At 69.8% G+C, this 23,586-nt stretch carries 25 protein-coding genes and 10 pseudogenes; 24 read left to right on the top strand and 11 right to left on the bottom strand.

Features of this window, described 5'->3' with window-relative positions:
- Positions 1-2 precede the first annotated feature (2 nt).
- The 5 genes from HK415_RS23955 to HK415_RS27080 are packed head-to-tail and all read left to right on the top strand — an operon-like array spanning position 3 to position 3,224.
- A complete protein-coding gene (locus HK415_RS23955) occupies positions 3-383 on the top strand; it encodes an NAD(P)/FAD-dependent oxidoreductase (protein WP_216369791.1) in 381 nt (126 codons plus the stop codon).
- A gap of 11 nt (positions 384-394) precedes the next feature.
- Positions 395-901 (top strand): NAD(P)/FAD-dependent oxidoreductase, encoded by a 507-nt coding sequence (locus tag HK415_RS23950; RefSeq protein WP_216369790.1) that lies wholly within the window; start codon positions 395-397, stop codon positions 899-901.
- 43 nt (positions 902-944) lie between these two features.
- Positions 945-2,057 (top strand): mandelate racemase/muconate lactonizing enzyme family protein, encoded by a 1,113-nt coding sequence (locus HK415_RS12710; RefSeq protein WP_171559798.1) that lies wholly within the window; start codon positions 945-947, stop codon positions 2,055-2,057.
- Between the two features lie 10 nt (positions 2,058-2,067).
- Positions 2,068-2,433, top strand: a complete 366-nt coding sequence (locus HK415_RS26370; RefSeq protein ID WP_309246680.1) for an ion transporter — start codon at positions 2,068-2,070, stop codon at positions 2,431-2,433.
- A gap of 5 nt (positions 2,434-2,438) precedes the next feature.
- On the top strand, positions 2,439-3,224 hold the full coding sequence (locus HK415_RS27080; protein WP_373684578.1) for an ion transporter: 786 nt from the start codon (positions 2,439-2,441) through the stop codon (positions 3,222-3,224).
- 3 nt (positions 3,225-3,227) lie between these two features.
- On the opposite strand, the gene HK415_RS12695 is transcribed toward HK415_RS27080, so the two are convergent.
- The gene (locus HK415_RS12695) at positions 3,228-3,614 is read right to left on the bottom strand and encodes a DUF488 domain-containing protein (RefSeq protein ID WP_171559795.1); all 387 of its coding nucleotides are present in this window, start codon (positions 3,612-3,614) and stop codon (positions 3,228-3,230) included.
- Positions 3,615-3,651: 37 nt separating this feature from the next.
- On the opposite strand from HK415_RS12695, the gene HK415_RS12690 reads away from it, so the two are divergent.
- Positions 3,652-3,918, top strand: a complete 267-nt coding sequence (locus HK415_RS12690) for a YciI family protein (protein ID WP_171559790.1) — start codon at positions 3,652-3,654, stop codon at positions 3,916-3,918.
- 16 nt (positions 3,919-3,934) lie between these two features.
- On the top strand, positions 3,935-4,948 hold the full coding sequence (locus HK415_RS12685) for an LLM class flavin-dependent oxidoreductase (protein WP_253261863.1): 1,014 nt from the start codon (positions 3,935-3,937) through the stop codon (positions 4,946-4,948).
- On the opposite strand, the gene HK415_RS12680 is transcribed toward HK415_RS12685, so the two are convergent.
- On the bottom strand, positions 4,949-5,356 hold the full coding sequence (locus HK415_RS12680) for a response regulator (protein WP_171559787.1): 408 nt from the start codon (positions 5,354-5,356) through the stop codon (positions 4,949-4,951). It lies immediately after the preceding gene.
- Between the two features lie 78 nt (positions 5,357-5,434).
- On the opposite strand from HK415_RS12680, the pseudogene HK415_RS12675 reads away from it, so the two are divergent.
- Positions 5,435-6,455 (top strand): annotated as a pseudogene (locus tag HK415_RS12675) (methionine synthase).
- 16 nt (positions 6,456-6,471) lie between these two features.
- On the opposite strand, the gene HK415_RS12670 reads toward HK415_RS12675, so the two are convergent.
- Entirely contained in the window at positions 6,472-7,014 is a 543-nt protein-coding gene (locus tag HK415_RS12670; RefSeq protein WP_171559784.1) for a GNAT family N-acetyltransferase, read from the bottom strand.
- A gap of 234 nt (positions 7,015-7,248) precedes the next feature.
- Here HK415_RS12670 and HK415_RS12665 point away from each other — a divergent pair, with 234 nt between their 5' ends.
- From HK415_RS12665 to HK415_RS12645, 5 genes and pseudogenes are all read left to right on the top strand, one after another.
- Positions 7,249-7,488 carry a hypothetical protein gene (locus HK415_RS12665; protein ID WP_171559780.1) on the top strand — a complete coding sequence of 80 codons (240 nt, stop codon included), beginning with the start codon at positions 7,249-7,251 and terminating at the stop codon, positions 7,486-7,488.
- On the top strand, positions 7,485-7,877 hold the full coding sequence (locus HK415_RS12660) for a hypothetical protein (protein WP_171559777.1): 393 nt from the start codon (positions 7,485-7,487) through the stop codon (positions 7,875-7,877). The genes HK415_RS12665 and HK415_RS12660 overlap by 4 nt, the downstream gene beginning before the upstream one ends.
- A gap of 126 nt (positions 7,878-8,003) precedes the next feature.
- Positions 8,004-9,260, top strand: coding sequence for an ergothioneine biosynthesis protein EgtB (egtB, locus tag HK415_RS12655; protein WP_171559774.1), 1,257 nt, complete (start codon positions 8,004-8,006; stop codon positions 9,258-9,260).
- A pseudogene (gene egtD / locus HK415_RS12650) lies at positions 9,254-10,173 on the top strand (L-histidine N(alpha)-methyltransferase). The gene egtB and the pseudogene egtD overlap by 7 nt, the downstream one beginning before the upstream one ends.
- Positions 10,174-10,186: 13 nt before the next feature.
- Positions 10,187-10,469 (top strand): annotated as a pseudogene (locus HK415_RS12645) (DUF427 domain-containing protein).
- 3 nt (positions 10,470-10,472) lie between these two features.
- On the opposite strand, the gene HK415_RS12640 reads toward HK415_RS12645, so the two are convergent.
- A complete protein-coding gene (locus tag HK415_RS12640) occupies positions 10,473-10,943 on the bottom strand; it encodes a hemerythrin domain-containing protein (RefSeq protein ID WP_171559770.1) in 471 nt (156 codons plus the stop codon).
- A 97-nt stretch (positions 10,944-11,040) separates the two neighbouring features.
- Between HK415_RS12640 and HK415_RS12635 the strand changes: the two are divergent.
- Positions 11,041-11,753: pseudogene (locus HK415_RS12635) on the top strand (2OG-Fe dioxygenase family protein); the annotation flags it as partial.
- Positions 11,754-11,806: 53 nt separating this feature from the next.
- On the opposite strand, the gene HK415_RS12630 reads toward HK415_RS12635, so the two are convergent.
- From HK415_RS12630 to HK415_RS12620, 3 genes and pseudogenes are all read right to left on the bottom strand, one after another.
- Positions 11,807-12,565 carry an SDR family NAD(P)-dependent oxidoreductase gene (locus HK415_RS12630; RefSeq protein ID WP_171559767.1) on the bottom strand — a complete coding sequence of 253 codons (759 nt, stop codon included), beginning with the start codon at positions 12,563-12,565 and terminating at the stop codon, positions 11,807-11,809.
- A 16-nt stretch (positions 12,566-12,581) separates the two neighbouring features.
- Positions 12,582-13,196: a dioxygenase family protein gene (locus HK415_RS12625; RefSeq protein WP_171559764.1), complete on the bottom strand. Its 615-nt coding sequence runs from the start codon at positions 13,194-13,196 to the stop codon at positions 12,582-12,584.
- A 52-nt stretch (positions 13,197-13,248) separates the two neighbouring features.
- Positions 13,249-13,885: pseudogene (locus tag HK415_RS12620) on the bottom strand (RluA family pseudouridine synthase).
- On the opposite strand from HK415_RS12620, the gene HK415_RS12615 reads away from it, so the two are divergent.
- The 3 genes and pseudogenes from HK415_RS12615 to HK415_RS12605 all read left to right on the top strand — a co-directional run bounded on the left by HK415_RS12615 (position 13,884) and on the right by HK415_RS12605 (position 15,991).
- The gene (locus tag HK415_RS12615) at positions 13,884-14,255 is read left to right on the top strand and encodes a DMT family protein (protein ID WP_171559761.1); all 372 of its coding nucleotides are present in this window, start codon (positions 13,884-13,886) and stop codon (positions 14,253-14,255) included. The pseudogene HK415_RS12620 and the gene HK415_RS12615 overlap by 2 nt on opposite strands.
- Positions 14,256-14,317: 62 nt before the next feature.
- Complete coding sequence (locus HK415_RS12610; protein WP_171559758.1) at positions 14,318-14,965, top strand: DUF47 domain-containing protein; 648 nt, start codon at positions 14,318-14,320, stop codon at positions 14,963-14,965.
- Between the two features lie 13 nt (positions 14,966-14,978).
- Positions 14,979-15,991, top strand: a pseudogene (locus HK415_RS12605) (inorganic phosphate transporter).
- A 3-nt stretch (positions 15,992-15,994) separates the two neighbouring features.
- Here HK415_RS12605 and HK415_RS12600 read toward each other — a convergent pair.
- Both HK415_RS12600 and HK415_RS12595 read right to left on the bottom strand, forming a co-directional pair.
- Positions 15,995-16,441, bottom strand: coding sequence for an NINE protein (locus HK415_RS12600; RefSeq protein ID WP_171559755.1), 447 nt, complete (start codon positions 16,439-16,441; stop codon positions 15,995-15,997).
- Positions 16,438-16,971 (bottom strand): annotated as a pseudogene (locus HK415_RS12595) (GNAT family N-acetyltransferase). The gene HK415_RS12600 and the pseudogene HK415_RS12595 overlap by 4 nt, the downstream one beginning before the upstream one ends.
- A gap of 144 nt (positions 16,972-17,115) precedes the next feature.
- Here HK415_RS12595 and rpsP point away from each other — a divergent pair.
- From rpsP to HK415_RS12560, 7 genes and pseudogenes are all read left to right on the top strand, one after another.
- Positions 17,116-17,382 (top strand): 30S ribosomal protein S16, encoded by a 267-nt coding sequence (rpsP, locus tag HK415_RS12590; protein WP_171559752.1) that lies wholly within the window; start codon positions 17,116-17,118, stop codon positions 17,380-17,382.
- Positions 17,383-17,421: 39 nt separating this feature from the next.
- Positions 17,422-17,983 (top strand): annotated as a pseudogene (gene rimM / locus HK415_RS12585) (ribosome maturation factor RimM).
- Positions 17,984-18,040: 57 nt separating this feature from the next.
- Positions 18,041-19,069: an acyltransferase family protein gene (locus HK415_RS12580; RefSeq protein WP_171559749.1), complete on the top strand. Its 1,029-nt coding sequence runs from the start codon at positions 18,041-18,043 to the stop codon at positions 19,067-19,069.
- 13 nt (positions 19,070-19,082) lie between these two features.
- Positions 19,083-19,825 (top strand): annotated as a pseudogene (gene trmD, locus HK415_RS12575) (tRNA (guanosine(37)-N1)-methyltransferase TrmD).
- A 110-nt stretch (positions 19,826-19,935) separates the two neighbouring features.
- Complete coding sequence (gene rplS / locus HK415_RS12570; RefSeq protein WP_171559746.1) at positions 19,936-20,319, top strand: 50S ribosomal protein L19; 384 nt, start codon at positions 19,936-19,938, stop codon at positions 20,317-20,319.
- Positions 20,320-20,391: 72 nt separating this feature from the next.
- Positions 20,392-21,108, top strand: coding sequence for a CoA pyrophosphatase (locus HK415_RS12565; RefSeq protein WP_171559743.1), 717 nt, complete (start codon positions 20,392-20,394; stop codon positions 21,106-21,108).
- A 33-nt stretch (positions 21,109-21,141) separates the two neighbouring features.
- A pseudogene (locus HK415_RS12560) lies at positions 21,142-22,141 on the top strand (CobD/CbiB family protein).
- Between the two features lie 6 nt (positions 22,142-22,147).
- On the opposite strand, the gene trxC reads toward HK415_RS12560, so the two are convergent.
- The gene (gene trxC / locus HK415_RS12555; RefSeq protein WP_171559739.1) at positions 22,148-22,600 is read right to left on the bottom strand and encodes a thioredoxin TrxC; all 453 of its coding nucleotides are present in this window, start codon (positions 22,598-22,600) and stop codon (positions 22,148-22,150) included.
- A 55-nt stretch (positions 22,601-22,655) separates the two neighbouring features.
- Complete coding sequence (rsgA, locus tag HK415_RS12550) at positions 22,656-23,582, bottom strand: ribosome small subunit-dependent GTPase A (protein WP_171559736.1); 927 nt, start codon at positions 23,580-23,582, stop codon at positions 22,656-22,658.
- Between the last annotated feature and the right edge of the window lie 4 nt (positions 23,583-23,586).

Raw genomic sequence — 23,586 nt, 5'->3', positions numbered from 1 at the left:
GCATGAGCGACGACATCCTCGACTGCCTGATCATCGGCGGCGGCGCCGCGGGCCTCACCGCGGCCGTGTACATGGGGCGCTACAAGCGGCGCGTGCTGCTGCTGGACGAAGGCCACAGCCGCTTGAAGCGCATCCCGCGCACGCGCAACGTGCCAGGCTTTCCCGACGGCATCGAGGGCCCGGAGCTGCTGCACCGGCTGCAGGAGCAGGCCGCGCGCTACGGCGTCACGCCGCAGGCCACGCGGGTGGAGCGGCTGCGCAAGCTGGACGACGGCAACTTCCTCGCCGAGGGCAGGGACGGTTCCTGGCGCGCGCGCTTCGTGCTGCTGGCCACCGGCGCGAGCGACGTCGAGCCGGAGATCGAGGCATCCCGGCGGCCCTGAAGGCCGGCCAGGTGCGCTACTGCCCGATCTGCGACGGCTACGAGACCGAGGGCAAGCGGGTCGCCGTGCTCGGCCGCGGCGAGCACGGGCTGCGCGAGTCGCTGTTCATCACCAACTGGGCCAGCGAGGTGACCTGGCTGGCGATGGCCACCCAGCACGAAGTGGACCCCAGGGAACTCGCGCGCCTGCGCGCCGCCGGCGTGCGCATCGCGGCCAGCCCTCCGCACCGCATCGAGTGCGGGGTGGACGGCGTCGGCGTGCGGGTGGAACTGCAGAACGGCGAGGTGCTCGCGTTCGACACGCTCTATCCGGCGCTGGGGCTGGAACATGCCTGCGAACTGGCCACGTCGCTCGGTGCCTGCGCGCGCGACGGCGGGCAGCTCGAGGTGGACGCGCACCAGCAGACCACGGTGGACGGGCTCTACGTGGCCGGCGACGTCGCCGTGGACCTCAACCAGATCTGCGTGGCGACGGGGCATGCGGCGATCGCCGCCACCGCCATCCACAACCGGCTGTGAGCGACGGGGCTACGATGGCGGCCGGACGACCCAGGAGCCCGCCTTGAAGATCACGCGCGTCGAACCCTTCATCCTGCACGTGCCCGTCACGGGCTCGCAGATCGCCGACAGCACGCACAGCATCACGCACTGGGGCGTGGTGGGCGCGCGCATCGATACCGACGCCGGCCTGTCCGGCTACGGCTTCACCGGCACCCACGCGCACCTGCCCGGCGACCAGCTGATCACCCGCTGCATCGCCACCTGCCACGCGCCGCTGCTGCTGGGCGAGGACCCGCGCGAGGTGCAGAAGCTGTGGCACAAGCTGGCGCGCAACCCGGCGCTGCAATGGATAGGACGCGCCGGTATCACCACGCTGTCGCAGGCAGCGATCGACGTGGCGCTGTGGGACCTCAAGGCCAAGGCGCAGGAAGTGCCGCTGTGGCAGCTGCTGGGCGGCCCGGTGCGCGAGCAGGTCCGGGCCTACAACACCGACATCGGCTGGCTCTCGATCGACGATGAAAGGCTGGTGCAGGGCGCACGCGCCGCGGTGGAGCAGGGCTTCACCGGCATCAAGATCAAGGTGGGTTCCACGGTGGAGCGCGACCTGCGGCGGCTGGCGCTGGTGCGCGCGGCGATCGGGCCCGACGTGACGCTGGCGGTGGACGGCAACGGCAAGTGGGACCTGGCCACCTGCCTGCGCTTTTGCCGCGGCGCGGAGGCGCAGGACGTCTACTGGTTCGAGGAGCCGCTCTGGTACGACGACGTGAAGGGCCACGCGCAGCTGGCGCGCGCCAGCCGCATCCCGGTGGCGCTGGGCGAGCAGCTGTACACGCAGGACGCCTTCTCCGAGTTCTTCCACCAGCAGGCGATCCACTGGGTGCAGCCGGACGTGACGCGCATGGGCGGCCTGACCGAAGTGCTGCGGGTGTGCGAGGCGGCCGCCAGCTGGCGCCTGCCGGTGGCGCCGCACGCGGGCGACATGAGCCAGGTGCACGTGCACCTGTCGTACGCGCACCCGGCCTGCCAGGTGCTGGAATACATCCCGTGGATCAAGGACTGCTTCACCGACCCGGCCGAAGTCGGCGAGGGCTTCTTCCGCCGGCCCGCCCTGCCGGGCGCCGGCACCACGCCCACGCCGCAGGCCTGGGACCGGTTCCGGCAGCCGGTGGCATGAGGGCGCGTGCATGATCCCGGGCAACGAAGCGGAGCTGGGCAAGCCCACCGAGCCGTGGCGCCGGCGCCTGCACGAGATCATCTTCGAATCGGAAACGCCGGAAGGGCGCCTGTTCGACAAGGTGATCATCGTCGCGATCCTGGTGAGCGTCGCGGTCGTCATCCTCGACAGCGTGCCCTCGGTGCACCAGCGCCACCGCACCGTCTTCAACGTGGTCGAGTGGTTCTTCACCATCCTCTTCACGGTCGAATACCTCGCCCGGCTGGTGAGCGTGAAGCGGCAGCTGAAGTACGCGCTGTCCTTCTTCGGCATCGTCGACCTGCTGTCGGTGCTGCCCACCTACCTGGCCTTCTTCTTCCCGAGCTGCACGCGCTGATCGACGTGCGGATCCTGCGGCTGCTGCGGATGTTCCGGGTGTTCAAGCTGACCGACTACGTGGTCGAGTACCAGATGCTGGGCTCGGCGCTCGCCGCCAGCCGGCGCAAGATCATGGTCTTCCTGTCGGCGGTGCTGATGGTCGTGCTGATCCTGGGCACGCTGCTGTACGTGGTGGAAGGCCCGGAGCACGGCTTCAAGGACATCCCCACCTCGGTGTACTGGGCGATCACCACCATCACCACCGTGGGCTTCGGCGACATCACGCCCAAGACCGAGATCGGCCGCTTCATCGCCTCGGTGATGATGCTGATCGGCTGGGGGACGCTGGCCGTGCCCACCGGCATCGTGACGGCGGAGATGACGGCGATGCGGCACGTGCGGCTGCCGGCCGTGCCGCGCACCTGCGAGAACTGCGGCGCCACCGGCTACGGCCCGGAAGCGCGCTACTGCCAGATGTGCGGCTCGCCGCTGCTGCCGGTCCTGCGGGAAAACACGCAAGCGGGCGGCGCGCCGGCGGCGCAAAGTTCGGTTCCCCCTGAGGAGACTGCCATGCGTGCACCGCTCATCCTGATCGCCGGCCTGGCCGTGGCCGGCGCCGCCTGGGCCGGCAACTGCCCGGTCGACATGAAGGCCATCGACGCCAAGCTCGCCGCCAAGCCGACGCTGTCCAAGGAGGACGCGGACAAGGTCGCCAAGCTGCGCAAGAGCGGCGAGGACCACCACAAGGCCGGCAAGCACGCCGAGTCGATGAAGGACCTGGGCGAGGCGAAGAAGATCCTCGGGATCTGATCGCTAGGCGAGCTCGGCGCCGCGCTCCTGCAGCAGCCCGCGCAGCAGCGAGCGGTGGCAGCGGGCCTCGTCCTCGCAATAGCAGCCCAGCGAGAAAGCCGCCTGGTGCGACAGCGCCGCCAGCATGTCCAGCAGGTGGCTGGCATCGGGCTGCTTCATCTCCGCGCGGTACTTCCGGCTGAACGTGGCCCAGGACTTCGCGTCCTCGGCCGACAGGCCCTCGGCCACCAGCTCCGCGCTGGGCGCGAGGTTGGGCAGCCACACGTCGTAATAGTCGCGGCTGGCGAATTCCGCCTTGGGCACGCCGCGCGGCGGCCGGCGCACGGTGCCGATGCGCAGGCCTTCGCCGGGTGCGCGCGGCGTTCCCAGTTGAACGATCCGGATGGTCATTGCGAAAGCCTAGCAGCGCGGGCGTATCCTGTCGCGCATGAAAGTGCTGATGTTCTACGAACTGGCCGAGGACGGCCTGAGCAAGGCGCGCGCGCATGCGACCAGCCACCAGGCGCGGCTGCGCGAATTCCACGGCCGCGGCGTGCTGCTGATGGCGGGGCCCTACGGCGCGCCGCCGGTGGGTGCGCTGGGTGTCTTCACCTCGCGCGCCGCCGCGGAGGAATTCGCCCGCGACGATCCCTTCATGCTCAATGGCGTGGTGGGCAAGTGCACAATCCACGAATGGAATGAGGACTTGGCCTAGGCACCAGAATGCGGGGATGCCCCAGTCCCTGCAGCTTTCCGTCCTCGATCAATCCGTCGCCTGCGTGGGCCGTCCGCAGGACGAGGCCATCCGCAACACCGTCGCCCTGGCCGAACACTGCGAGCGCCTGGGCTACCAGCGCTTCTGGGTCAGCGAGCACCACGGCCTTCCCACCATCGTGGGCACCGCACCCGAGATCCTGATGGCCGCGGTGGCGGTGCGCACCTCGCGCATCCGCATCGGCAGCGCCGGCGTGATGCTGCCGCACTACTCGCCCTTCAAGGTCGCCGAGCAGTTCCGCGTGCTGGACGCGCTCGCCCCGGGGCGCATCGACCTGGGCGTCGGGCGCGCACCCGGCAGCGACCACCGCACGGCGATGCTGCTCAACCCGGACCCGCGATCCTCCGAGATGTTCCCGCAGCAGGTGCGCGAGCTGCACGCCTGGGTCACGGGCGAGGAGATGCCCGAGGGCCATGCCGGCCGCGGCATCCAGGCCTTGCCCCGCGCCGGCACCGCGCCGCAGCTGTGGATGCTGGGAAGCTCGGGCTACGGCGCGCAGCTGGCCGGCCACTTCGGCATGCCGTACTCCTTCGCGCACTTCATCACCGACGGCGAGGGCTGCGCCGAGGCGCTGGAGCTGTACCGCCACCTGTTCAAGCCCGGCCTGATCGAGAAACCGCACGCCAACGTCTGCGTCTGGGCGCTGGCGGCCGACACCGAAGAGGAGGCCTGGCGCCTGTTCGCCAGCCGCGAGCGCACCCGCGTCGACCGGCAGACCGGGCGCTTCGGCCCCCTGCTGCCGCCTCAGGAAGCGGAGCGCGAGTACAGCGCGGCCGAGGATGCGTACCGGCAGGGCCTGCGGCGCAAGGCCATGGTGGGCACCGGGGCGCAGGTCGCGGCGAAGCTGCGCGCGCTGGCGGAGGAACTGCAAGTGCCCGAGCTGGTGGTGATCACCTGGACCTGGGACCCGGCGGCGCAGCGGCGCTCCTACGAACTGCTCGCGCGCGAATTCGCGCTGCAGCCGGCCTGATCAGACGTCGTCCGGCAGGCCCAGCGCAGTGGCGATGATGTCGCGCAGTTCCTCGGTGCTGGCGCCCTTGGACACCGTGGGATGGTCGCCGAACACGCCTTCCAGGTCGGGCGGCTCGTCCGGGCCCACCAGCGCGGTGAGGTAGACCAGCGGGATGCGCGCCGTGCGCGGGTCCTGAGACAGGGCGAAGGCGACCTCGTCGCCCTGCATGCCCGGCATGTCGATGTCGCACAGGATCACGCCCGGCTTCTCCTCGCGGCTGATCTGCGCCGCCTGCGCCGGATCGCACAGCGCCACCACCCGGAAGTCCTTGCCCAGGCGACTGGCGATGGCCCAGCCGACGGCCTCGTCATCGTCGATGACCAGCACGCAGGGCTTGGCTTTCTCGGGGTCCGGCAGGTCGCGCATTGGCGTAGGCTCGGGGCTTCCGGTGGAAACTGCCATGATAGGCGGGCATCCCCCACGACAAGCAAGGAGGCGACAGCCATGTTCCCGACCACGATCGCCGGCAGCCTGCCCAAGCCCGGATGGCTTGCCGAAACGCACAAGCTCTGGCCGCGGTGGAAGTCCGAGGGCGAGGCGCTGAAGGAAGCCAAGCTCGATGCCACCCTGCTGTGGATCAAGGCGCAGGAGGACGCGGGGCTGGACATCGTCACCGACGGCGAGCAGTCGCGCCAGCACTTCGTGCACGGCTTCCTGGAGCAGGTCGAAGGCATCGACTTCGCGCACAAGGTGGAGATGGGCATCCGCGCGGACCGCTACAAGGCCATGGTGCCGCAGGTGGTGGGGCCGCTCAAGCTCAAGGGACGCGTCCACCAGGCCGAAGCGCGCCTGGCGCGGGCGCACACGACGAAGAAGCTGAAGTTCACGATGCCGGGGCCGATGACCATCGTCGACACCGTGGCCGACCAGTACTTACGGCGACCGCCGCAAGATGGCCTTCGCCTTCGCCGAACTTCTCAACCAGGAGGCGCTGGCGCTGCAGGCCGACGGCGTGGACATCGTCCAGTTCGACGAGCCCGCCTTCAACGTCTACATGAAGGACGCGGCGGAGTGGGGCGTGCAGGCGCTGGAGCGCGCGGCGCAGGGCCTCACCTGCCGCAAGGCCGTGCACATCTGCTACGGCTACGGCATCGAGGCCAACAACGAGTGGAAGAAGACGCTGGGCGAGGAGTGGCGCCAGTACGAACAGGTGTTCCCCGCGCTGGCCGCCAGCAGCATCGACCAGGTGAGCCTGGAGTGCTACCACTCGCACGTGCCGCCGCACCTCATGGCCCTGCTCAAGGGCAAGGACGTGATGGTCGGCGTGATCGACGTGGCCAGCGACGTGGTGGAAACGCCGGAGGAAGTGGCCGAGACCATCGGCCGCGCGCTGCAGTACGTGGCGCGCGAGCGCCTGTTCCCCTGCACCAACTGCGGCATGGCGCCGATGGACCGCGACATCGCGCTGAAGAAGCTGGAGGCGCTCGCCAAGGGCGCGGCGCTGGCGCGGCAGAAGTACGCCTGAGCGGGCCGCCGCCCGCTCAGCCCGGCGCCGCCGCCAGCACCGGTGGCCGCGGATGCAGCCGCGCCATCGACAGCGCGTCCACGTAGGCGCCGTTGCGCAGCACGTAGCCGGTGTGCCGTCCTTCCTCGACGAAGTCCAGGCTGCGGTACAGGGCGATGGCGCGTTCGTTGTCCGCGTGCACGTTCAGCTCCACGCGCAGCACGCCCGCCCAGTTGTCGGCCCAGGACAGCAGGCGCTCGATCAGCTGACGCCCGATGCCCTGGCCCTGGAAAGCCGGCGCGATCGTGATGCCCAGCGCCCGCACGTGCGCGCGGCGCAGCGCGGGGTGCACCGGGTGCAGGCCGGCCATGCCGGCCAGCTCGTCGCCGGCGCAGGCCACCAGCCGGCAGGCCAGCGGATCGTGGCGTTGCAGGTGCTCGATGCGCGAAGCCACCGGGATGTCCGGCATCTGCAGCGTGCCTTCGAAGACGCCCGGCATGCCCATCAAGGCCGAGACGGCCGGCGCGTCGGCCGGCTCGAAGCTGCGGATGGTGAGGGCGGTGGCCGCGCGGGCGCCCATGGCTTTCTCCTGGATGAGCAAACCAATGTAGCGAAGACGGCGACTGCGGGCAAATGCAGGCTGTGCATGTCCTGATGAGCGATCCAGGCCGTCCTGAACAACCTACGGCCGAGCTGTTTGTAGGACGCGTCCGACGCGGCGCAGGGCAAATCCTCCCGACGCAGTTCGCCTGCGCCTACACGCCGGTTCGCCTCCCGGTCGGTAGAAACACAGCCGTACTGCCGGAGCTTTCCCATGGACACGCGCGCAAGGTCTTCCCGCCTCGTCACCACGGTGGCCGTCACGGCCGTGAGCATCGCCGCCGTTGCGGCCGCGCTGAGCACCTGGGCCGGCCGCGAGCGGGCGCCGGAGCGGCCCGCGGCGGACGCACCGGTGCAGGTCGTGAAGGTGAAGGCGCCGCCGGCGCCGGCGGTAGACCGCCTGCCGGGGATGTGCACCACCTGCACCCTGGGCGGGCCGGGGAGGCAGCTGTGAGCGCGCTGCGCGCCGGCGCGGCGCTGGTGCTGGGGACGCTGGCCGGGGCCGCCTGTGCCCAGTCCCTGCAGGACTACCGCAACGCGACGACCGGCGGCCCCATGAAGCCCGGCATCTACGGCCGCATCGTGATCAAGGGCAAGGCAGCGCCGCCGCCCGTGATCTATCCCAACCCGGTGCTGGCCGGCGAGAAGCTGGTCCCCGCCGGCGTGCAGCCGGTGTACCTCTACGTCCCGCCGGGCCAGGTGCGCAAGTGGAAGCAGCACTGCGCCAAGTGGTCCGCCTGCGAGGAGCCGGTGCTGTTCGTCCGCGTGGACGACAGCCCGAGCCGCTGGGGCCAATGGCGCCAGTTGCGCGAGCCGCAGGTCGCCCTGCAGGAACGCGATTGACGCCCCGGCGGAGCGCCACCACCGCCCACCTGCCATCCTCCCCTGTGCTGTAATGAAAGCGCAGGGGTTGTTCGCATTGGCAGCGCGGCCGCAGCAGGCGCGTTGCACCCGCAGGAGCCCATCCGCATGAACCCATCGCCCGCCGCGGCCGCCGTCGAGCCCGGCGCCAGCCGAGACGACCTGGCCGACCGCTTCGCCGCCGTCCGATCGCGCACGCTCGCGCTGGCCGCGCCCCTGTCGGCCGAAGACCAGTGCGTGCAGTCCATGCCCGAGGCCAGCCCGACCAAGTGGCACCTGGCGCACACCAGCTGGTTCTTCGAGGCCGTGGTGCTGGGCCCGCATGCCAAGGGCTACGAGCCCTTCGAGCCGCGCTGGAACCACCTGTTCAATTCCTATTACGAGTCCTTCGGCCCGCGCCATCCGCGCCCGCAGCGCGGCCTGCTCACGCGGCCGCTGCTGACGTCGGTGCACCGCTACCGCGCGCATGTCGAAGCCGGCGTGGAGCACCTGATCCGCACGGCCGACGACGCGACCTGGGACGCCGCGCAGAAGCTGCTGGAGCTGGGCGTGCAGCACGAGCAGCAGCACCAGGAGCTGATCCTCACCGACGTGCTGCATGCGCTGTCCTGCAATCCGTTGCTGCCCGCCTACGAGCCCGTCGACGCGCCCGCGCTGCGCCTGGCCGGCAGCACGCCGGCGATGGAATGGATCACGGGACCGGGCGGCCCGGTGCGCATCGGCCACCCGGGCGAGGGCTTCGCCTTCGACAACGAGACGCCGCGCCACACGACCTGGCTGCAGCCCTTCCGCATCGCCGACCGGCTGGTGACCTGCGGCGAGTACGCGGACTTCATCGCCGACGGCGGCTACCGCACCGCCTCGCTCTGGCTGTCCGACGGCTGGGCGACCGTGCAGTCGCAGCAGTGGCAGGCGCCGATCTACTGGCTGGCGCCCGGCGACCCGCGCGCGCCCTCGGCGCAGTGGCAGGTGTTCGGCCTCGACGGCGTGCGCCCGCTGGACCCGGAAGCGCCGGTGTGCCACCTGAGCTTCTACGAGGCCGCCGCCTATGCCGAATGGGCCGGTGCGCGCCTGCCGACCGAAGCCGAATGGGAAGCCGCGTACGAGCTGACGGGCATGCGCCAGCTCACCGGCCACGCTTGGCAGTGGACCCGTTCCTCCTACGACCCCTACCCCGGCTACCACCCCTGGGCCGGTGCCGTGGCCGAATACAACGGCAAGTTCATGGTCGGCCAGATGGTGCTGCGCGGCGGCAGCAGCGCGACCGCGCCGGGGCACGCCCGCCGCAGCTACCGCAACTTCTTCCCGCCGGCTGCGCGCTGGCAGTTCAGCGGCCTGCGGCTCGCCAGGGACGGTGCATGCTGACGGAGTTCGGCCGCGACTTCCTCGCCGCGCTGTCCACCCGGCCGCGCAGCATCTCGCCCAAGTACTTCTACGACGTGGAAGGCTCGCGCCTGTTCGACCGCATCTGCGAGCTGCCCGAGTACTACCCCACGCGCACCGAGATCGGCATCCTGCAACGCAGCGCCGGCGAGATGGCGGCGCTGGCGGGACCCGGCGCCGAGATCGTCGAATTCGGCGCGGGATCGCTGCGCAAGGTGCGCCTGCTGCTGCAGGCCTTCGAGGCGCCCGCGCGCTACGTGCCGATCGACATCTCGGGCGACCACCTGCGCGACGCCGCGGCCATGCTGCGCTCCGAGTTCGCCGGCCTGGACGTGCAGCCGGTGGTGGCCGACTACACGCAGGGCTTCGAGCTGCCCCCGCGCAGCGGCCGCGGCCAGCGCATCGGCTTCTTCCCGGGCTCGACGCTGGGCAACTTCACGCCCGACGAGAGCCTGGCCTTCCTGCAGCGCGCCGCGCAGGTGTTGCGCGGCGGCGCACTGCTGCTGGGCGCCGACCTGGTGAAGGACCCCAGGTGCTGCATGCGGCCTACAACGACGCGCAGGGCGTCACCGCGGACTTCAACCGGAACCTGCTGGTGCGCGCCAACCGCGAGCTGGGCGCCAACTTCCAGCTCTCGCAGTTCGCGCACTACGCCTTCTACAACGCGCCGCTGCAGCGCATCGAGATGCACCTGGTGAGCATGGCACGGCAGGTGGTCACGCTGTGCGGCGAGCGCTTCGTGTTCGAGGAAGGCGAGAGCCTGCACACGGAGAATTCCTGCAAGTTCACCGTCCCCGGCCTGCGCGACCTGGCCGAACGCGCGGGCTTCCGGCCGGGCCCGGTGTGGACCGACCCCGAGCGGCTGTTCAGCGTGCACTGGCTGCACGCGCCCTGAAGGAGACGCGGCGATGAAGGCAACGTGGAACGGCGTGGTGCTGGCGGAGAGCGACGACACGGTGGTGGTGGAAGGCAACCACTACTTCCCGGCCAGCGCGCTCAAGCGGGAGTACGTCACCTTCAGCAACCACCGCACGAGCTGCCCGTGGAAGGGGCAGGCCAGCTACTACTCGGTGCTGGTCAACGGCGGAGCTGAACCCGGACGCGGTCTGGTACTACCCCGAACCGAAGCCGGAGGCGCAGATGGTGAAGGACCGCGTGGCGTTCTGGAAGGGCGTGGAAGTCAAGCCCTGAGGGTCAGGAGCAGCTCGATCCGCCGCAGCCGCTGATCGCCTCGGCCGGCAGCGCCGAGGCATCGAGCACCTCGCCGGTCTCCGGGTCGTAGCCCAGGCCGCGCAGGTGCAGCGCCAGCGCCGCGTCCATGGTCTGCGCATGCTGCGGGAACCAGACGGCCAGCTCCTTGATCATCTGCCGCGCCGGCGCCATGTCGCCCGAGGCCGCCTTGGCCAGGCCGTCGCGCAGCACCTGCAGCACCACCTTGTGGTGCGAGCTGTGGCAGTTGCCCAGCGCGAAGCCGGTGGCCAGCATCCATTCGTCCTCGCGCCCGAAATGGTCCGCCGTGTGCGCGACCAGTTCCTCCCACACCGCGGGCAGGGTGGCATCGTCGGCGGCTTCGGCGCGCGCCAGCAGCTCGATGAACTCCTTGTGGGTGTCGTCCATGAAGGACAGGCCGAGTTCGAGGCCTTCGGTCCAGGGCAGGGCGGGCATGGTGGTCTCCTGTTCCGGGCAGCTTAGGAGCCGGCGGCGCCGGGGAATTGACGCAGGTCAGGGAACGGCCGCCGCCCGCCTTGGGTAAGCTCCCGCCATGCTCCTGCGCCCTCCCCAAACCGATCCTGGCCGGCTCGCCGACGTGTTGCGGCAACAGGGCTATGCCGTCCTCGGCGCCGAGGCCGTCCGTGCCCTGGCGGGCTGCACGCCGGCGGAGCTGGAGGCGCTGCGGCCTTCCTGGGACGACCTGCCGCCGGACCAGTACCTCAAGGACGGGGGCCGCTACCGGCGCCGGCGCCACGCCTCCTTCGTCGCCGATGGCGGGGAACTCACGCAGGTGCCGCACCGCGCGCACTGGCAGCCGCTGGAATACAACGCGCTGCACGGCGGCATGGAGCGCTGGTTCGACCCCATGCGGCCGGACGTGGTGGCCAGCCCCGCGTGGATGAAGCTGCTGCAGGCCCTGGCCGGGGTGGCGAGCGGGCTGCGGGGCGCGCAGCCCTGGTTCATCGAGGCGCACCAGTTCCGCATCGACACCGCCGGCGGCATCGGCCGGCCCACGCCGGAAGGCGCGCACCGCGACGGCGTGGACCTGGTCGCGGTCTTCCTGGTCGCGCGCGAAGGCGTCAAGGGTGGGGAGACGCGCGTGTTCCAGGCCGACGGCCCGGCCGGCCAGCGCTTCACGCTGGTGGAGCCATGGAGCGTGCTGCTGCTGGACGACGCGCGCGTGATCCACGAGACCACGCCGATCCAGCCGCTGGCGGCGGGGGTTACCGGGATACGCTGGTGGTGACCTGCCGCAGCGGGGGTTCCAGGACGCTTGAGTGTTGGGGTGCGGCTTCGCGCCAGCGAACCCCAACACCTCAATCGCGAACGTCCGCGACCGGATTGCTGCCGAAATCGGCGCGCTGCAGGAAGGCCAGCACCCGCGCCGCCGCCTCCTGCGGCGACGTGAGCATCCCCTTTTCCTTCAGCCCTTCGAAGGTCCCGCGGTCCGGGAAACTCTTCGCATCGGCATTGCGCAGCTGCACCTGCATGTCGGTGTCGATCACGCCCGGCGCCAGCGAACAGATGCGCGCGCCGTGCGGCAATGCGGCCTGCTCGAGCGCCACGCAGCGCGTGAAGTGGTCCATGCCGGCCTTGGCCGCGCAGTAGGCGGCCTGCGCCGCCATCGCGCGCCGGCCCAGCCCGGACGAGATGTTGAGGATGCGGCGCGGCGTCTTCCAGCCGGCGGTGGCGCGCAGGAAGGCGCCGGTGAGCAGCATCGGCGCTTCCAGGTCGACGCGCATGCATTCGGCCAGCTGCGCGGCCGGGATGTCTTCCAGCGGCGCGATCCGCGGGATCAGTCCCGCGTTGTTGATCAGCGTGACCGAGGCGAGCGTGCCGCTGTCCTGCGCCTTCAGCCAGGTTTCGAGCCGGGCCGCCGCCGTGTCGGCACGCGCCAGGTCCTGCGGCCACTGCTCGCAGCGGCGGCCGGCCAGTTCCGCCTGCGCGGCGAGTTCTTCGTTGGGCTTGCGCGAGATCGTCAGCAGGTCGTGGCCGCTGGCGAGCAGTTGCTGCGCCATGGCGAGGCCCATGCCGCGGGAGGCGCCGGTGAGGATGGTGAGGTGTCGCTGGGTCATCCCCGCATCGTACGCGTCAGGCCGCGACGACGATCGGGAAGCTTGCCTGCAGCCCGTCGCTGCCCGCGCGGAAGGGCACGGTGACCAGCGTGCGGTCGGTGCCGAGGTTGCGCCAGAGGAAATCGCGCTCGTTGTTCGGGTCGCCTTCCACGTAGAGCTGGGTGGTGAGCAGCTCGCGCCGCGCCAGCTTCACCTTCACGTGGATGTGCGGCGTGCGGCCCGAATAAGGCACCGGCTTGATCGTGCGGAAGCGGTAGCGCCCGTCGCTGCCCACCGTCACGCGGCCGAAGCCCTGGAAGTCCGGGTCGGCGCGGCCGCCGTCGCCCGGATGGTGGTAGCGGCCCTGGTGGTCGCACTGCCAGATCTCCACCTGCGCGCCGGCCACCGGCCTGCCCTCCAGGTCGCTCACCACGCCTTCCACCCAGGCCGGCTGGCCGTGCGCGTAGTTCACCTGGCCGTTGCGCAGCAGGTCGGCGTCCGCGTCCTGCGGCAGCGTGACCGGGTAGAAGGGGCCTTCGGTCTGGCGCGGCGTCGCCCGCCGCGCGGCGGCCTGCTGCGCGCGTGCGCCGGTCCAGCAGAAGGGCAGGGCGACCAGCGCGGCGGCGGCGGTGCGGCGGGAGAAGTGGGCCATGGGTGCTCCGGGATCGAAACTGTCAGAGACGAAGCGCCTGCGCCTAGTTCCGCTAGAACGGCACCGCGCTGGCAAAGGACAGCGGCTCGCCCGAGGCCGGATGCGCCAGCTGCAGCGCGCAGGCGTGCAGCAGCAGCCGCGCGGCGGCGCGCTGCCATTCGGGCGGCGCATAGAGCGGATCGCCCAGGATCGGGTGCCCGATGGCCTGCAGGTGCACCCGCAACTGGTGCGATCGGCCGGTGACCGGCTCCAGGGCGAGCCGCGTCGTGCCGGCCCCGGCCGCCAGCACCTCCCAGCGCGTCGTGCTCGGCCGTCCGTGCTCGCGGTCCACCTTCTGCAGCGGCCGGTTCGGCCAGTCGCGCGCCAGCGGCAGCTCGATCACGCCCTGGCTTCCCGGGGAGCCAGCGTGCCGGCGACCACCGCCTCGTAGCGCTTGTGCACGGCGCGCTCAGCGAAGGCGCGGCTCAACACGCGCTGCATGTGGATGCCGCGTCCCATGAGGAACAGGCCCGAGGTCGCCATGTCCAGCCGGTGCACCACCAGCGCGTCGGGCCACAGCGCCTGCGCGCGGGCCGACAGGCAGTCCTGCTTGTCCTCCCCCGGCCGGGCACCGCCAGCAGGCCGGCCGGCTTGTCCAGCACGACCAGGTGTTCGTCGACCCAGACCAGCCCTTCCGATAATGCCGCCATGAGCGCGCTTTCTTCCTTCCTTCCGCTGCCGCTGCAGACCGTGCTGCTGCTGGCCGCATCCAATGTCTTCATGACCTTCGCCTGGTACGGCCACCTGCGCAGCCTGGCGACCGCGCCCTGGTACACCGCGGCCTTCGTGAGCTGGGGCATCGCGCTGGCCGAATACCTGCTGCAGGTGCCGGCCAACCGCATCGGCCACCAGCAGGCGGGCTTCTCGGTCGGCCAGCTCAAGATCATGCAGGAAGTGATCACCCTGCTCGTGTTCGTGCCCTTTGCCGTCTTCTTCCTGAAGGAGCCGCTGAAGCTGGACTACCTTTGGGCGGCGCTGTGCATGGTGGGCGCCGTCTATTTCATATTCCGCAATGGCTGACAGGGGGCGGCGGGTAAACTCGCGCGCGGTTCGCACGAAAACAAACCCGCCCCCGGCCTTCCATGCTCTTCAAGAAACTGCTCCCGAAAGAAGGCAACTTCTTCGAAATGTTCAACCAGCATGCCGAGCGCATGGTGGAGGCCGCGCATGCGTTCTCCAAGCTGGTTGCCAACTACAGCGACATCAACCTGCGGGAGCAGTACAACCGCGAAGTCGACCACGCCGAGCGTTCGGCCGACAAGGTGACGCACGAGGTCAACCGCCTCATCCACTCCACCTTCATCACGCCGATCGACCGCGAGCAGATCCACACGCTGATCAACACGATGGACGACGTCGCCGACCTGATCCAGGATTCGGCCGAGACCATGGCGCTGTACGACGTGCGGCACATGACCGAGGAGATCACCCGCCTGACCGACCTGAGCGTGCGCTGCTGCGAACGCGTGCAGGAGGCGGTGGCGCTCCTGAGCAAGCTGTCCGACCACAACAGCGCCGTCGGAGCGCTGAAAGTGTGCGAGGAAATCGACAAGCTGGAATCCGACGCCGACCGCGTGATGCGCTCGGCGCTGAGCAAGCTGTTCCGGGAAGAGCCGGACGTGCGCGAGGTGATCAAGCTCAAGGCCATCTACGAGCTGCTGGAGACCATCACCGACAAGTGCGAGGACGTGGCCAACGTCGTCGAGGGCATCGTCCTCGAGAATTCCTGAGGCGGCCGCCACCATGGACGTGACACAAGCGGCCCTGTGGGTCGTGATCCTGCTGGTCGTCATCGCGCTGCTGTTCGATTTCATGAACGGCTTCCACGACGCGGCGAACTCCATCGCCACCGTGGTCTCCACCGGCGTGCTGCGCCCCACGCAGGCGGTGCTGTTCGCCGCCTTCTTCAACTTCGTGGCGATCTTCATCTTCCACCTGAGCGTGGCGGCCACGGTGGGCAAGGGCATCGTGGAGTCGGGCGTGGTCGACACCCACGTGGTGTTCGGCGCCCTGGTGGGCGCCATCACCTGGAACGTGATCACCTGGTGGTACGGCATCCCCAGCAGCTCCTCGCACGCGCTGATCGGCGGCATCGTCGGCGCCGTGATCGCCAAGGCCGGCGCGGGCGCGCCCTGATCGCCGCGGGCATCTGGAAGACGGTGATCTTCATCTTCATCTCGCCCACGCTCGGCTTCATCCTCGGCTCGCTGATGATGGTGATCGTGTCGAACATCTTCCGCTCGACCCGCCCCTCGCGCGTGGACAAGTGGTTCCGCCGACTGCAGCTGGTCTCCGCCGGCGCCTACAGCCTGGGCCACGGCGGCAACGACGCGCAGAAGACCATCGGCATCATCTGGATGCTGCTGATCGCCACCGGCTACGTGGCCGCCGGCGACAAGTCGCCTCCGGGCTGGGTGATCATCGCCTGCTACATCGCCATCGCCATGGGAACCATGTTCGGCGGCTGGCGCATCGTCAAGACCATGGGCCAGAAGATCACCAAGTTGAAGCCCGTGGGCGGCTTCTGCGCCGAGACCGGGGGCGCGCTGACGCTGTTCATCGCCACCTCGCTGGGCATCCCGGTGTCCACCACGCACACCATCACGGGCGCCATCGTCGGCGTCGGCTCCACCCACCGCATGAGCGCGGTGCGCTGGGGCGTGGCCGGCAACATCGTGTGGGCCTGGATCCTCACGATCCCGGCCAGCGCCTTCGTCGCGGCGATCGCCTACTGGGTCAGCCTGCAGCTGTTCTGAGCGTCACTGCGAGATCCGCCGGCCTTCCTCGACCTGGTACTCGAAGTAGCGCTGGAAGCTGAAGGCGATGCTGGCCATCAGCACGCCGGCGCCGATCATCAGCGACAGCACGATCGCGAAGATCGTGGCCCAGCGGGTGCCGCCGGCTTCCGCGTCCTCGGGCCCGCCGGGATTGAAGCGGGCGTTCCACTTCTCGCGCGTGGTGAGGCCGTAGACGATGGCCGTGAGGCAGCAGGCCGCGACCGTCATGCCCAGCAGCGGCACCAGCAGCCAGCTCAGGGTGTCGTCCTGCCCGTACTGCTGCACCCGCTCGATCCCGTACAGGCCCAGCGCGGTGGGGATGGGCAGCAGCCAGCCCACGACGTCGCCGATGCCGCGCAGGTAGAAGCGGTGCAGGCCCAGCGGCCCGCCGAGGAAGGCCAGCCAGGCGGCGAGGGTCTTGCTTTTCATTCGGGCAGCCGCTCCGGGGGCGTGCGGTTGCCTTCGCCCAGGAACTTGTCCATCAGCACGATGTCCAGCCAGCGTCCGAACTTCCATCCGGAAGACTCGATGGTGCCGACGTGCCGGAAGCCCACGGCGCGGTGCACGCCGATCGAACGCGCGTTGCTCGAGTCGCCGATGACGGCGATCAGCTTGCGCACGCCGGCCGCCTCGGCCTGCCGGGCCAGCTCGGACAAGAGCTTGTTGCCGATGCGCTGGCCGGCGGCATCGGGGTCCAGGTAGATCGAGTCCTCGGCGGAAAAACGGTAGGCGGGCCGGGGCTTGAACCACTGGCAGTAGGCGAAGCCCAGCACCCGGCCGTCCAGCTCTCCGCCACCAGGTAGGGCAGGCCCTTGGCCAGCACGTCGGCGCGCCGCGCCGCCATGTCGGATTCCGAGGGGAGTGGTCTCGAAGGTGCCCGTGCCGTGGGTCACGTGGTGGGCATAGATCGCGGTGATCGCCGGGATGTCGGCGTCGGTGCTCGAGCGCAGGGAGAGCATAAAGGCAGAAGAAGTTATAATCGCGGGCTTTTCGGCGTGTCGCTGGCCGGGTGGCCAGTCGCGTGTCTCAACGCCGGAAGAACAATCTCGAGAATCTTGCTGCAGCCCCCGTGGGGACCAGCTGATCCACCCGAAGGATAAATCATGGTCGTCATTCGACTCTCCCGTGGCGGTGCCAAGCACCGTCCGTTCTACAACATCGTCGTCGCGGACAAGCGCGTGCGACGCGACGGCCGCTTCATCGAGCGCCTGGGCTTCTACAACCCGGTCGCCAAGGACGGCGAGGAAAAGCTGCGCGTCGCGCAGGACCGCCTGACCTACTGGCGTGGCGTGGGCGCGCAGGCGTCCCCGACGGTGGAGCGCCTGCTGAAGGACTCCGCCGCCCAGGCCCCGGCCCAAGCCGCCGCCTAAGCTCCCGTGGCCGCGCCCGGCCGTCCGGCAGCGACACCGCTGCCAGCGGACATCGAACCGGCGGAACTTCCCGCCGATGCCATCGAAGTCGGGCGCATCCTCGATGCATGGGGGTCAAGGGCTGGCTGAAGGTCCTCCCCACAGCGCCGATCCGCAGGCGCTGTTTTCTTCCAAGCGCTGGTACCTGCAGGCGTCGGAAAAAGGCCCGCAAGCCTTTGCCGGCACGGTGCTGCTGCGCGTGCGCGAAGCGAAAGAGCATTCCGATTCCGTCGTCGCCCGCGTCGACGGCGTGGAAGACCGCAGCGGCGCGGAAGCGCTGCGGGGCTGCCGCATCTTCATCCCGCGTTCCTCCTTTCCCACCGCCTCGGAAGACGAGTACTACTGGGTCGACCTGCTGGGCCTGGAGGTCGTCAACCGCGAAGGCGTGAAGCTGGGGAAGGTCAAGGAGTTGCTGGCGACCGGCCCGCAGACCGTGCTGGTGCTGGAGTACGAAGAGGACGGCAAGGCGCTGGAGCGCATGGTTCCCTTCGTCGGCGCCTACGTCGACCGCGTGGACCTGCCCGGGCGCCTGATCACGGTGGACTGGCAGGCGGACTATTAGCGACACTCCGCCTGGCCCAACCTCGACAAGGCAGCGCAAGTTGGGCAGCATCCGGCCATGACATACAACCCGGCGCTGGACGGAATGCGCGCCTTCGCCATCTTGCTGGTGGCCATGTTCCATACGCGGGCGCCGATGGCACTCGGCGGCTACATCGGGGTGGACATCTTCTTCGTCCTCAGCGGCTTCCTCATCACCTCGCTGCTGCTGGCCGAACTCGATGCGACGGGCCGCGTGGCGCTGGCCAGCTTCTGGCGCCGTCGTTTCTGGCGCCTCACTCCGCCGCTGCTGGCGATGCTGGCCGTGTATCTCCTCCTTGCGCCGCTGGCCTGGCCGGAGGTCGCGAACCACGGTCTCCAGGCGCTGCTTGCGGCGCTCTATGTCTCCGATTACAGCGCCGCGTTCTGGGGTGTGCCCCGGCAGCTGAGCCACACATGGTCCTTGTCGGTGGAGATGCACTTCTACCTGTTGTGGCCGCTGGTGCTCGTCTTCGCCTACCGGCGGTGGAAAGGCGGCTCCCTCGTGCCCGTGCTGGCCGTCGCTTACCTGCTGGCGTCGATGCTGCGCTGGGTATGCACCATCAAGGGCCAGAGCTGGGAGCAGGTCTACTACCGTACCGACACGCACCTGTCGGGGCTGCTCCTGGGCTCCTGGCTCGCCGTCGCCCTGCGCGATCCCGCCTGGCGCGACGGCCTGCAGCAGGCGCTGCCGTGGCTGCTGTGGCTGCCGGTGGCCGCCATTGTCTGCCTGCAGTACATGTGGCGCGACCTGTGGATGCAGATGTGGGGCTTCTCCCTGGTGGAACTGGCAGCCGCCGCAGTGGTGCTCGCCGTGCAGCGACCTTCCTCCCAGTTGTCGTTGATGTTGTCGCGGCCGGTGCTGGTGTGGCTGGGCAAGATGTCCTACGGCATCTACCTTTGGCACTTCCCCGTCTTCCTGTACCTGCGGGTGCGCCACACCTGGGGCGAGGTGATGATCATCGGCCTTTCGCTCAGCGTGGCGCTCGCGGCCCTGTCGCACTACACCCTGGAAGCCTGGGCCTCTCGCAGGCGAGGGCTGCGAGCCCCCATGCAGGCAGCCGGCTAGATTTCCGTCTCCCATGCGTTTCGACGTCCTCACGCTGTTCCCCGAGCTGTTCCCTCCCTTCCTGGCCGCCGGCGTGACCCGCCGCGCCTACGAGACCAAACAGGTAGACGTGCGCCTGTGGAACCTGCGCGATTTCGCCGAGGGCAACTACCGCCGGGTGGACGACCGTCCCTTCGGCGGCGGCCCCGGCATGGTGATGATGGCCGAGCCGCTGGCGCGCTGCCTGGCGGCGGTGAAGGCCGACCGCGCCGACAGCGCGCCCGTGGTCCTGTTCTCCCCGATCGGCGAGCGCCTGGACCACGCCGGCGTGGAGCGCTGGTCGGCCAGCGCCGGGGCGATCCTGGTCTGCGGCCGCTACGAGGGCATCGACCAGCGCTTCATCGAGACGCACGTGGACCTGCAGCGAGCCTGGGCGACTTCGTCCTCTCCGGCGGCGAGGTCGCCGCGATGGCGCTGCTGGACGCGGTGGCGCGGCTGCAGCCGGGCGTGCTGAACGACGCCGGCAGCCACCAGGAAGACAGCTTCAACCCCGCCCTCGACGGCCTGCTCGATTGCCCGCATTACACCCGGCCCGAGGAGTGGAACGGCCTGAAGGTGCCCGAGGCGCTGATGTCCGGCCACCACGCGCGGATCGCCGACTGGCGCCGCCAGCAGCGGCTGGCGATCACGGCGCAGCACCGCCCGGACCTGATCGCCGCCGCCCGCCGGGCCGGCCGCCTGACCCGGGCGGACGAGGATTTCCTCTCCGGGCTATAATCCCGGGCTTTCCGATCCTCTACCCGGCCGTCCAAGCCGCCGCCAACCCAGTTGGCACAGTGCGAAGCCAGGACCTTTAGCGCAGCGCGGGCAAGATCCCAGAGGTAGCCATGAACCTGATCCAGACCCTCGAACAAGAGGAAATCGCCCGCCTGGGCAAGAAGATCCCCGATTTCGCCCCCGGCGACACCGTGATCGTTTCCGTGAACGTCGTCGAAGGCAGCCGCAAGCGCGCGCAGGCCTACGAAGGCGTGGTGATCGCCAAGCGCAACCGCGGCCTGAACAGCGCGTTCACCGTGCGCAAGATCTCCAGCGGCGAAGGCGTCGAGCGGACCTTCCAGACCTACAGCCCGCTGATCGCCGGCATCGAAGTCAAGCGCCGCGGCGACGTGCGCCGCGCCAAGCTGTACTACCTGCGCGAGCGTTCCGGCAAGTCTGCCCGCATCAAGGAAAAGCTGGCCCACCGCGAGAAGGCCGCTGTCGCCGCCGAGTAAGCTGCCCAGCGAGCTCGCGAAAAAGCCGCCGCCGGCCTCGTGCTCGCGGCGGTTTTTCGTTCCAGCACCGCCATGCCGATCGACCCCTCCGCCGCCATCCCGCCCGACACGCCGCTGTCCAAGCTGCCGAACTTCGACCCGCGCGAAGTGCCGGTGATCGGCATCGACGCGCACCTGCCGGCCGTGGACCCGTCGCAGCTGGCGCCGCACGCGCTGCGCAGCCGCTTCGCGCAGCCGCCGGCCTGGGAGCCGGAGATCTGGTCGGAGCCGCGCTTCACCAACCGCCAGACCTCGCAGGCGGCGGTGCTGGTGCCCATCGTGATGCGCGAGCGCCCGACCGTGCTGCTCACGCAGCGCACCGCGCACCTGAGCACCCATTCCGGCCAGGTCGCATTCCCGGGCGGCAAGTGCGACGACACCGACCGCGACGCCGCCGACACGGCGCTGCGCGAGGCGCACGAGGAAATCGGCCTGGAGCGCACGCTGGCGGAAGTGATCGGCGACATGCCGACCTACAAGACCGGCACCATGTTCATCATCACGCCGGTGATCGCGCTGGTGCGGCCGGACTACCGGCTGGCGCTGAACGCGCACGAAGTGGCGGATGCCTTCGAGGTCCCGCTGGACTTCCTGATGAACCCCGCCCACCACCGCCGCCACGCCATCGAGTTCAGCGGCACCCGGCGCGAGTGGTTCTCCATGCCCTACGTGCAGGACGGGCAGGAGCGCTTCATCTGGGGCGCGACGGCGGCGATGTTGCGCAATTTCTACCGTTTCCTCGCGGCCTGAGTCGGCGCGCGGGGGCGCGGCTATCATTCCTCCATGTCCTTCTTCGCGATCCTGTTCGCCCTGTTGATCGAACAGGTGCGTCCACTGGGACCGCACAACCCGATCCACTCGGGGCTGCGCGTGTGGGCACGCTGGGTGAGCAGCAATTTCGACGCCGGCAAGCCGCAGCACGGCTGGATCTCCTGGGTGCTGGCGGTGGTCGCTCCCTCGCTGCTGGCGCTCGGCGTGCACTGGCTGCTGGCCTATTTCGTCGGGCTGGCCGGCGGCCATGGTGTGGAGCGTGATCGTGCTTTACATCACGCTGGGCTTCCGCCAGTTCAGCCACCACTTCACCGACATCCGCGACGCGCTGGAAGCCGGCGACGAGGCCAAGGCGCGCCAGCTGCTCGCCCAGTGGCAGCGCGTGGACGCGAGCGAGCTGCCGCGCAGCGAGATCGTGCGGCACGTGATCGAGTATTCGGTGCTGGCCGCGCACCGCCACGTGTTCGGGGTGCTGGCCTGGTTCTCCATCCTCGCCGCCTTCGGGCTCGGGCCGGCCGGCGCGGTGCTGTATCGCATGGCCGAATTCGTGGGCCGCTACTGGCGCCACCGCAACCACATGCAGGTGCAGCCCGCCAGCGAGGCGCTGCGCTCGGCGGCCGCCAGGGCATGGACCGCGGTGGACTGGCTGCCGGCGCGCTTCACGGCCGTCGCCTTCGCCGTGGTCGGCAGCTTCGAGGAAGCGATCGATTGCTGGCGCAACTACGCGGAGCGCTTCCCCAACGACAACGACGGCGTGATCCTGGCCGCGACCTCCGGTGCGGTGAACGTGCGGCTGGGCGGCGAAGCGCTCAAGCCGGTGTTCGCGCCGACCTCGCCCGGCAGCTTCCAGGCCGCCGGCCTGGGCTCGGAGCCCGCCACCGATACGGCGAGCACGCCCGGCCGGGAGGCCGAGACCGCGCACCTGCGCAGCATCGTCGGCCTGGTATGGCGCTCGGTGGTGCTGTGGATGGTGCTGCTGGCGCTGCTGACGCTGGCGCGGCTGCTCGGGTGACCCGCTTCAGGCGGTGGTCGCCGCCCGACTGAGCTGCGACTGCGCCCAGCGCACGATGTCCGCGGCGCCCATCGCGCCGGCCTGCCGCGCCACCTCCCGGCCGCCCACGAACAAGGCGATGGTCGGGATGCTGCGGATGTTCAGCTGCGCGCCCAGTCCCTGCGCTTCATCGGTGTTCACCTTGACCAGTTGCACGCGCGGCTCCAGCTGCTGCGCCGCCTGTTCGAAGGCCGGCGCCATCATGCGGCACGGCCCGCACCACGGGGCCCAGAAGTCCACCAGCACCGGCAGCTGGCTGCGGGTGATGTGGCGTTCGAATTCGGTGGCGCTGAGGTTCACCGGCTGGCCGGTGAAGAGTGCCTGGTGGCAACTGCCGCAGTCGGGTGCCTTGGCAAGGTCCGCGGACTGGATGCGGTTGGTCGTGTGGCAATGCGGGCAGACGACGTGCAGCTGGCTCATGAGTGATCGGCACCTCCTCCCCTTAGATGAGGTCGGCGGGAAAAGGTGCAAGTCCTCAATAACGGGTCTGCGAGAGTTCTTCGAACAGCGTGCGGTAGATCCGGTAACGGCTGGGCTCGATCTTCCCGGCCGGCGCGCCCGGCAGGTCGGTCACGTTCGCCATCACGCCGCAGCCCGGTTCGTGCAGGTGCGTGCAGTTGTAGAACTTGCAGTCGGCCACGTGCGGCTTGAAGTCGGGCATCAGCGCGGCGAGCTGCATGCGGTCGACGTGGTGCAGCCCGAACTCCTGGAAGCCGGGCGAATCGATCAGGCCGGTGGTCCGTTCGGCATCCACCCAGTACCAGGTGGTCGCGGTGGTCGTGTGCTTGCCGGAGTTCAGTGCCTGCGAGATCTCGCCGGTCAGCGCCTGCGCCTGGGGCACCAGCAGGTTGATCAAGGTGCTCTTGCCGGCGCCCGAGGGGCCCAGCACCAGCGTGGTCTTGCCGCGCAGGTGCTGCAGCAGGTGCTCGCGGTCCACGTCCTTGGACAGGCGCAGCGACAGCGGCAGCACGCCGTAGCCCATGTGCTGGTAGGGCAGCAGGCGGGCCCAGGCGCGCTCGAAGGGCTCCACCAGGTCGCTCTTGTTCAGCGCGATCAGGGGCTCGATGCCCTCGGCCTCCGCTGCGATCAGCGCGCGGGCCAGTTGCATCTCGGAGAACTCGGGCTCCGCGGCGATCAGCACCAGCACGCGGTCCAGGTTGGCGGCGAAGGACTTGGTGCGGATCTCGTCCTGCCGGTAGAACAGGTTGCGCCGCTCCTGCACGCCGGCGATCACGCCTTCGTCGCCGCTGGCGCGCCACAGCACGCGGTCGCCCACCACCGTCTCGTTCTTCTTGCCCTTGGCATGGCAGCGGGTGCGGCTGCCGTCGGGCGACTCCACCAGGCAATGGCGGCCATGCGCGGCCACCACCAGGCCAGGTTTCGTGCTTTCCGTATCAGCCAAGCGT

It is taken from the genome of Ramlibacter montanisoli, assembly GCF_013087525.1.
Taxonomy (GTDB): Bacteria; Pseudomonadota; Gammaproteobacteria; order Burkholderiales; family Burkholderiaceae_C; genus Ramlibacter; species Ramlibacter montanisoli.
The sequence above is the reverse complement of the archived record's forward strand: the minus strand, read 5'-3'. Positions and strand labels throughout refer to the sequence as shown.

Bases quoted from the DNA above. Each gene is read 5' to 3' on its own strand.
- HK415_RS12670 (WP_171559784.1), bottom strand. From the start codon at position 7,014: ATGGGCGCCCGCGCGGCCACCGCCCTCACCATCCGCAGCTTCGAGCCG.
- rpsP (WP_171559752.1), top strand. From the start codon at position 17,116: ATGGTCGTCATTCGACTCTCCCGTGGCGGTGCCAAGCACCGTCCGTTC.
- HK415_RS12615 (WP_171559761.1), top strand. From the start codon at position 13,884: ATGAGCGCGCTTTCTTCCTTCCTTCCGCTGCCGCTGCAGACCGTGCTG.
- HK415_RS12690 (WP_171559790.1), top strand. From the start codon at position 3,652: ATGAAAGTGCTGATGTTCTACGAACTGGCCGAGGACGGCCTGAGCAAG.
- HK415_RS23955 (WP_216369791.1), top strand. From the start codon at position 3: ATGAGCGACGACATCCTCGACTGCCTGATCATCGGCGGCGGCGCCGCG.
- HK415_RS12695 (WP_171559795.1), bottom strand. From the start codon at position 3,614: ATGACCATCCGGATCGTTCAACTGGGAACGCCGCGCGCACCCGGCGAA.
- HK415_RS12600 (WP_171559755.1), bottom strand. From the start codon at position 16,441: ATGAAAAGCAAGACCCTCGCCGCCTGGCTGGCCTTCCTCGGCGGGCCG.
- HK415_RS12565 (WP_171559743.1), top strand. From the start codon at position 20,392: ATGCCGATCGACCCCTCCGCCGCCATCCCGCCCGACACGCCGCTGTCC.
- HK415_RS26370 (WP_309246680.1), top strand. From the start codon at position 2,068: ATGATCCCGGGCAACGAAGCGGAGCTGGGCAAGCCCACCGAGCCGTGG.
- HK415_RS12680 (WP_171559787.1), bottom strand. From the start codon at position 5,356: ATGCGCGACCTGCCGGACCCCGAGAAAGCCAAGCCCTGCGTGCTGGTC.
- HK415_RS12630 (WP_171559767.1), bottom strand. From the start codon at position 12,565: ATGACCCAGCGACACCTCACCATCCTCACCGGCGCCTCCCGCGGCATG.
- egtB (WP_171559774.1), top strand. From the start codon at position 8,004: ATGAACCCATCGCCCGCCGCGGCCGCCGTCGAGCCCGGCGCCAGCCGA.
- HK415_RS12640 (WP_171559770.1), bottom strand. From the start codon at position 10,943: ATGCCCGCCCTGCCCTGGACCGAAGGCCTCGAACTCGGCCTGTCCTTC.
- HK415_RS12580 (WP_171559749.1), top strand. From the start codon at position 18,041: ATGACATACAACCCGGCGCTGGACGGAATGCGCGCCTTCGCCATCTTG.
- HK415_RS12685 (WP_253261863.1), top strand. From the start codon at position 3,935: ATGCCCCAGTCCCTGCAGCTTTCCGTCCTCGATCAATCCGTCGCCTGC.
- rplS (WP_171559746.1), top strand. From the start codon at position 19,936: ATGAACCTGATCCAGACCCTCGAACAAGAGGAAATCGCCCGCCTGGGC.
- HK415_RS12625 (WP_171559764.1), bottom strand. From the start codon at position 13,196: ATGGCCCACTTCTCCCGCCGCACCGCCGCCGCCGCGCTGGTCGCCCTG.
- trxC (WP_171559739.1), bottom strand. From the start codon at position 22,600: ATGAGCCAGCTGCACGTCGTCTGCCCGCATTGCCACACGACCAACCGC.
- HK415_RS12665 (WP_171559780.1), top strand. From the start codon at position 7,249: ATGGACACGCGCGCAAGGTCTTCCCGCCTCGTCACCACGGTGGCCGTC.
- HK415_RS12610 (WP_171559758.1), top strand. From the start codon at position 14,318: ATGCTCTTCAAGAAACTGCTCCCGAAAGAAGGCAACTTCTTCGAAATG.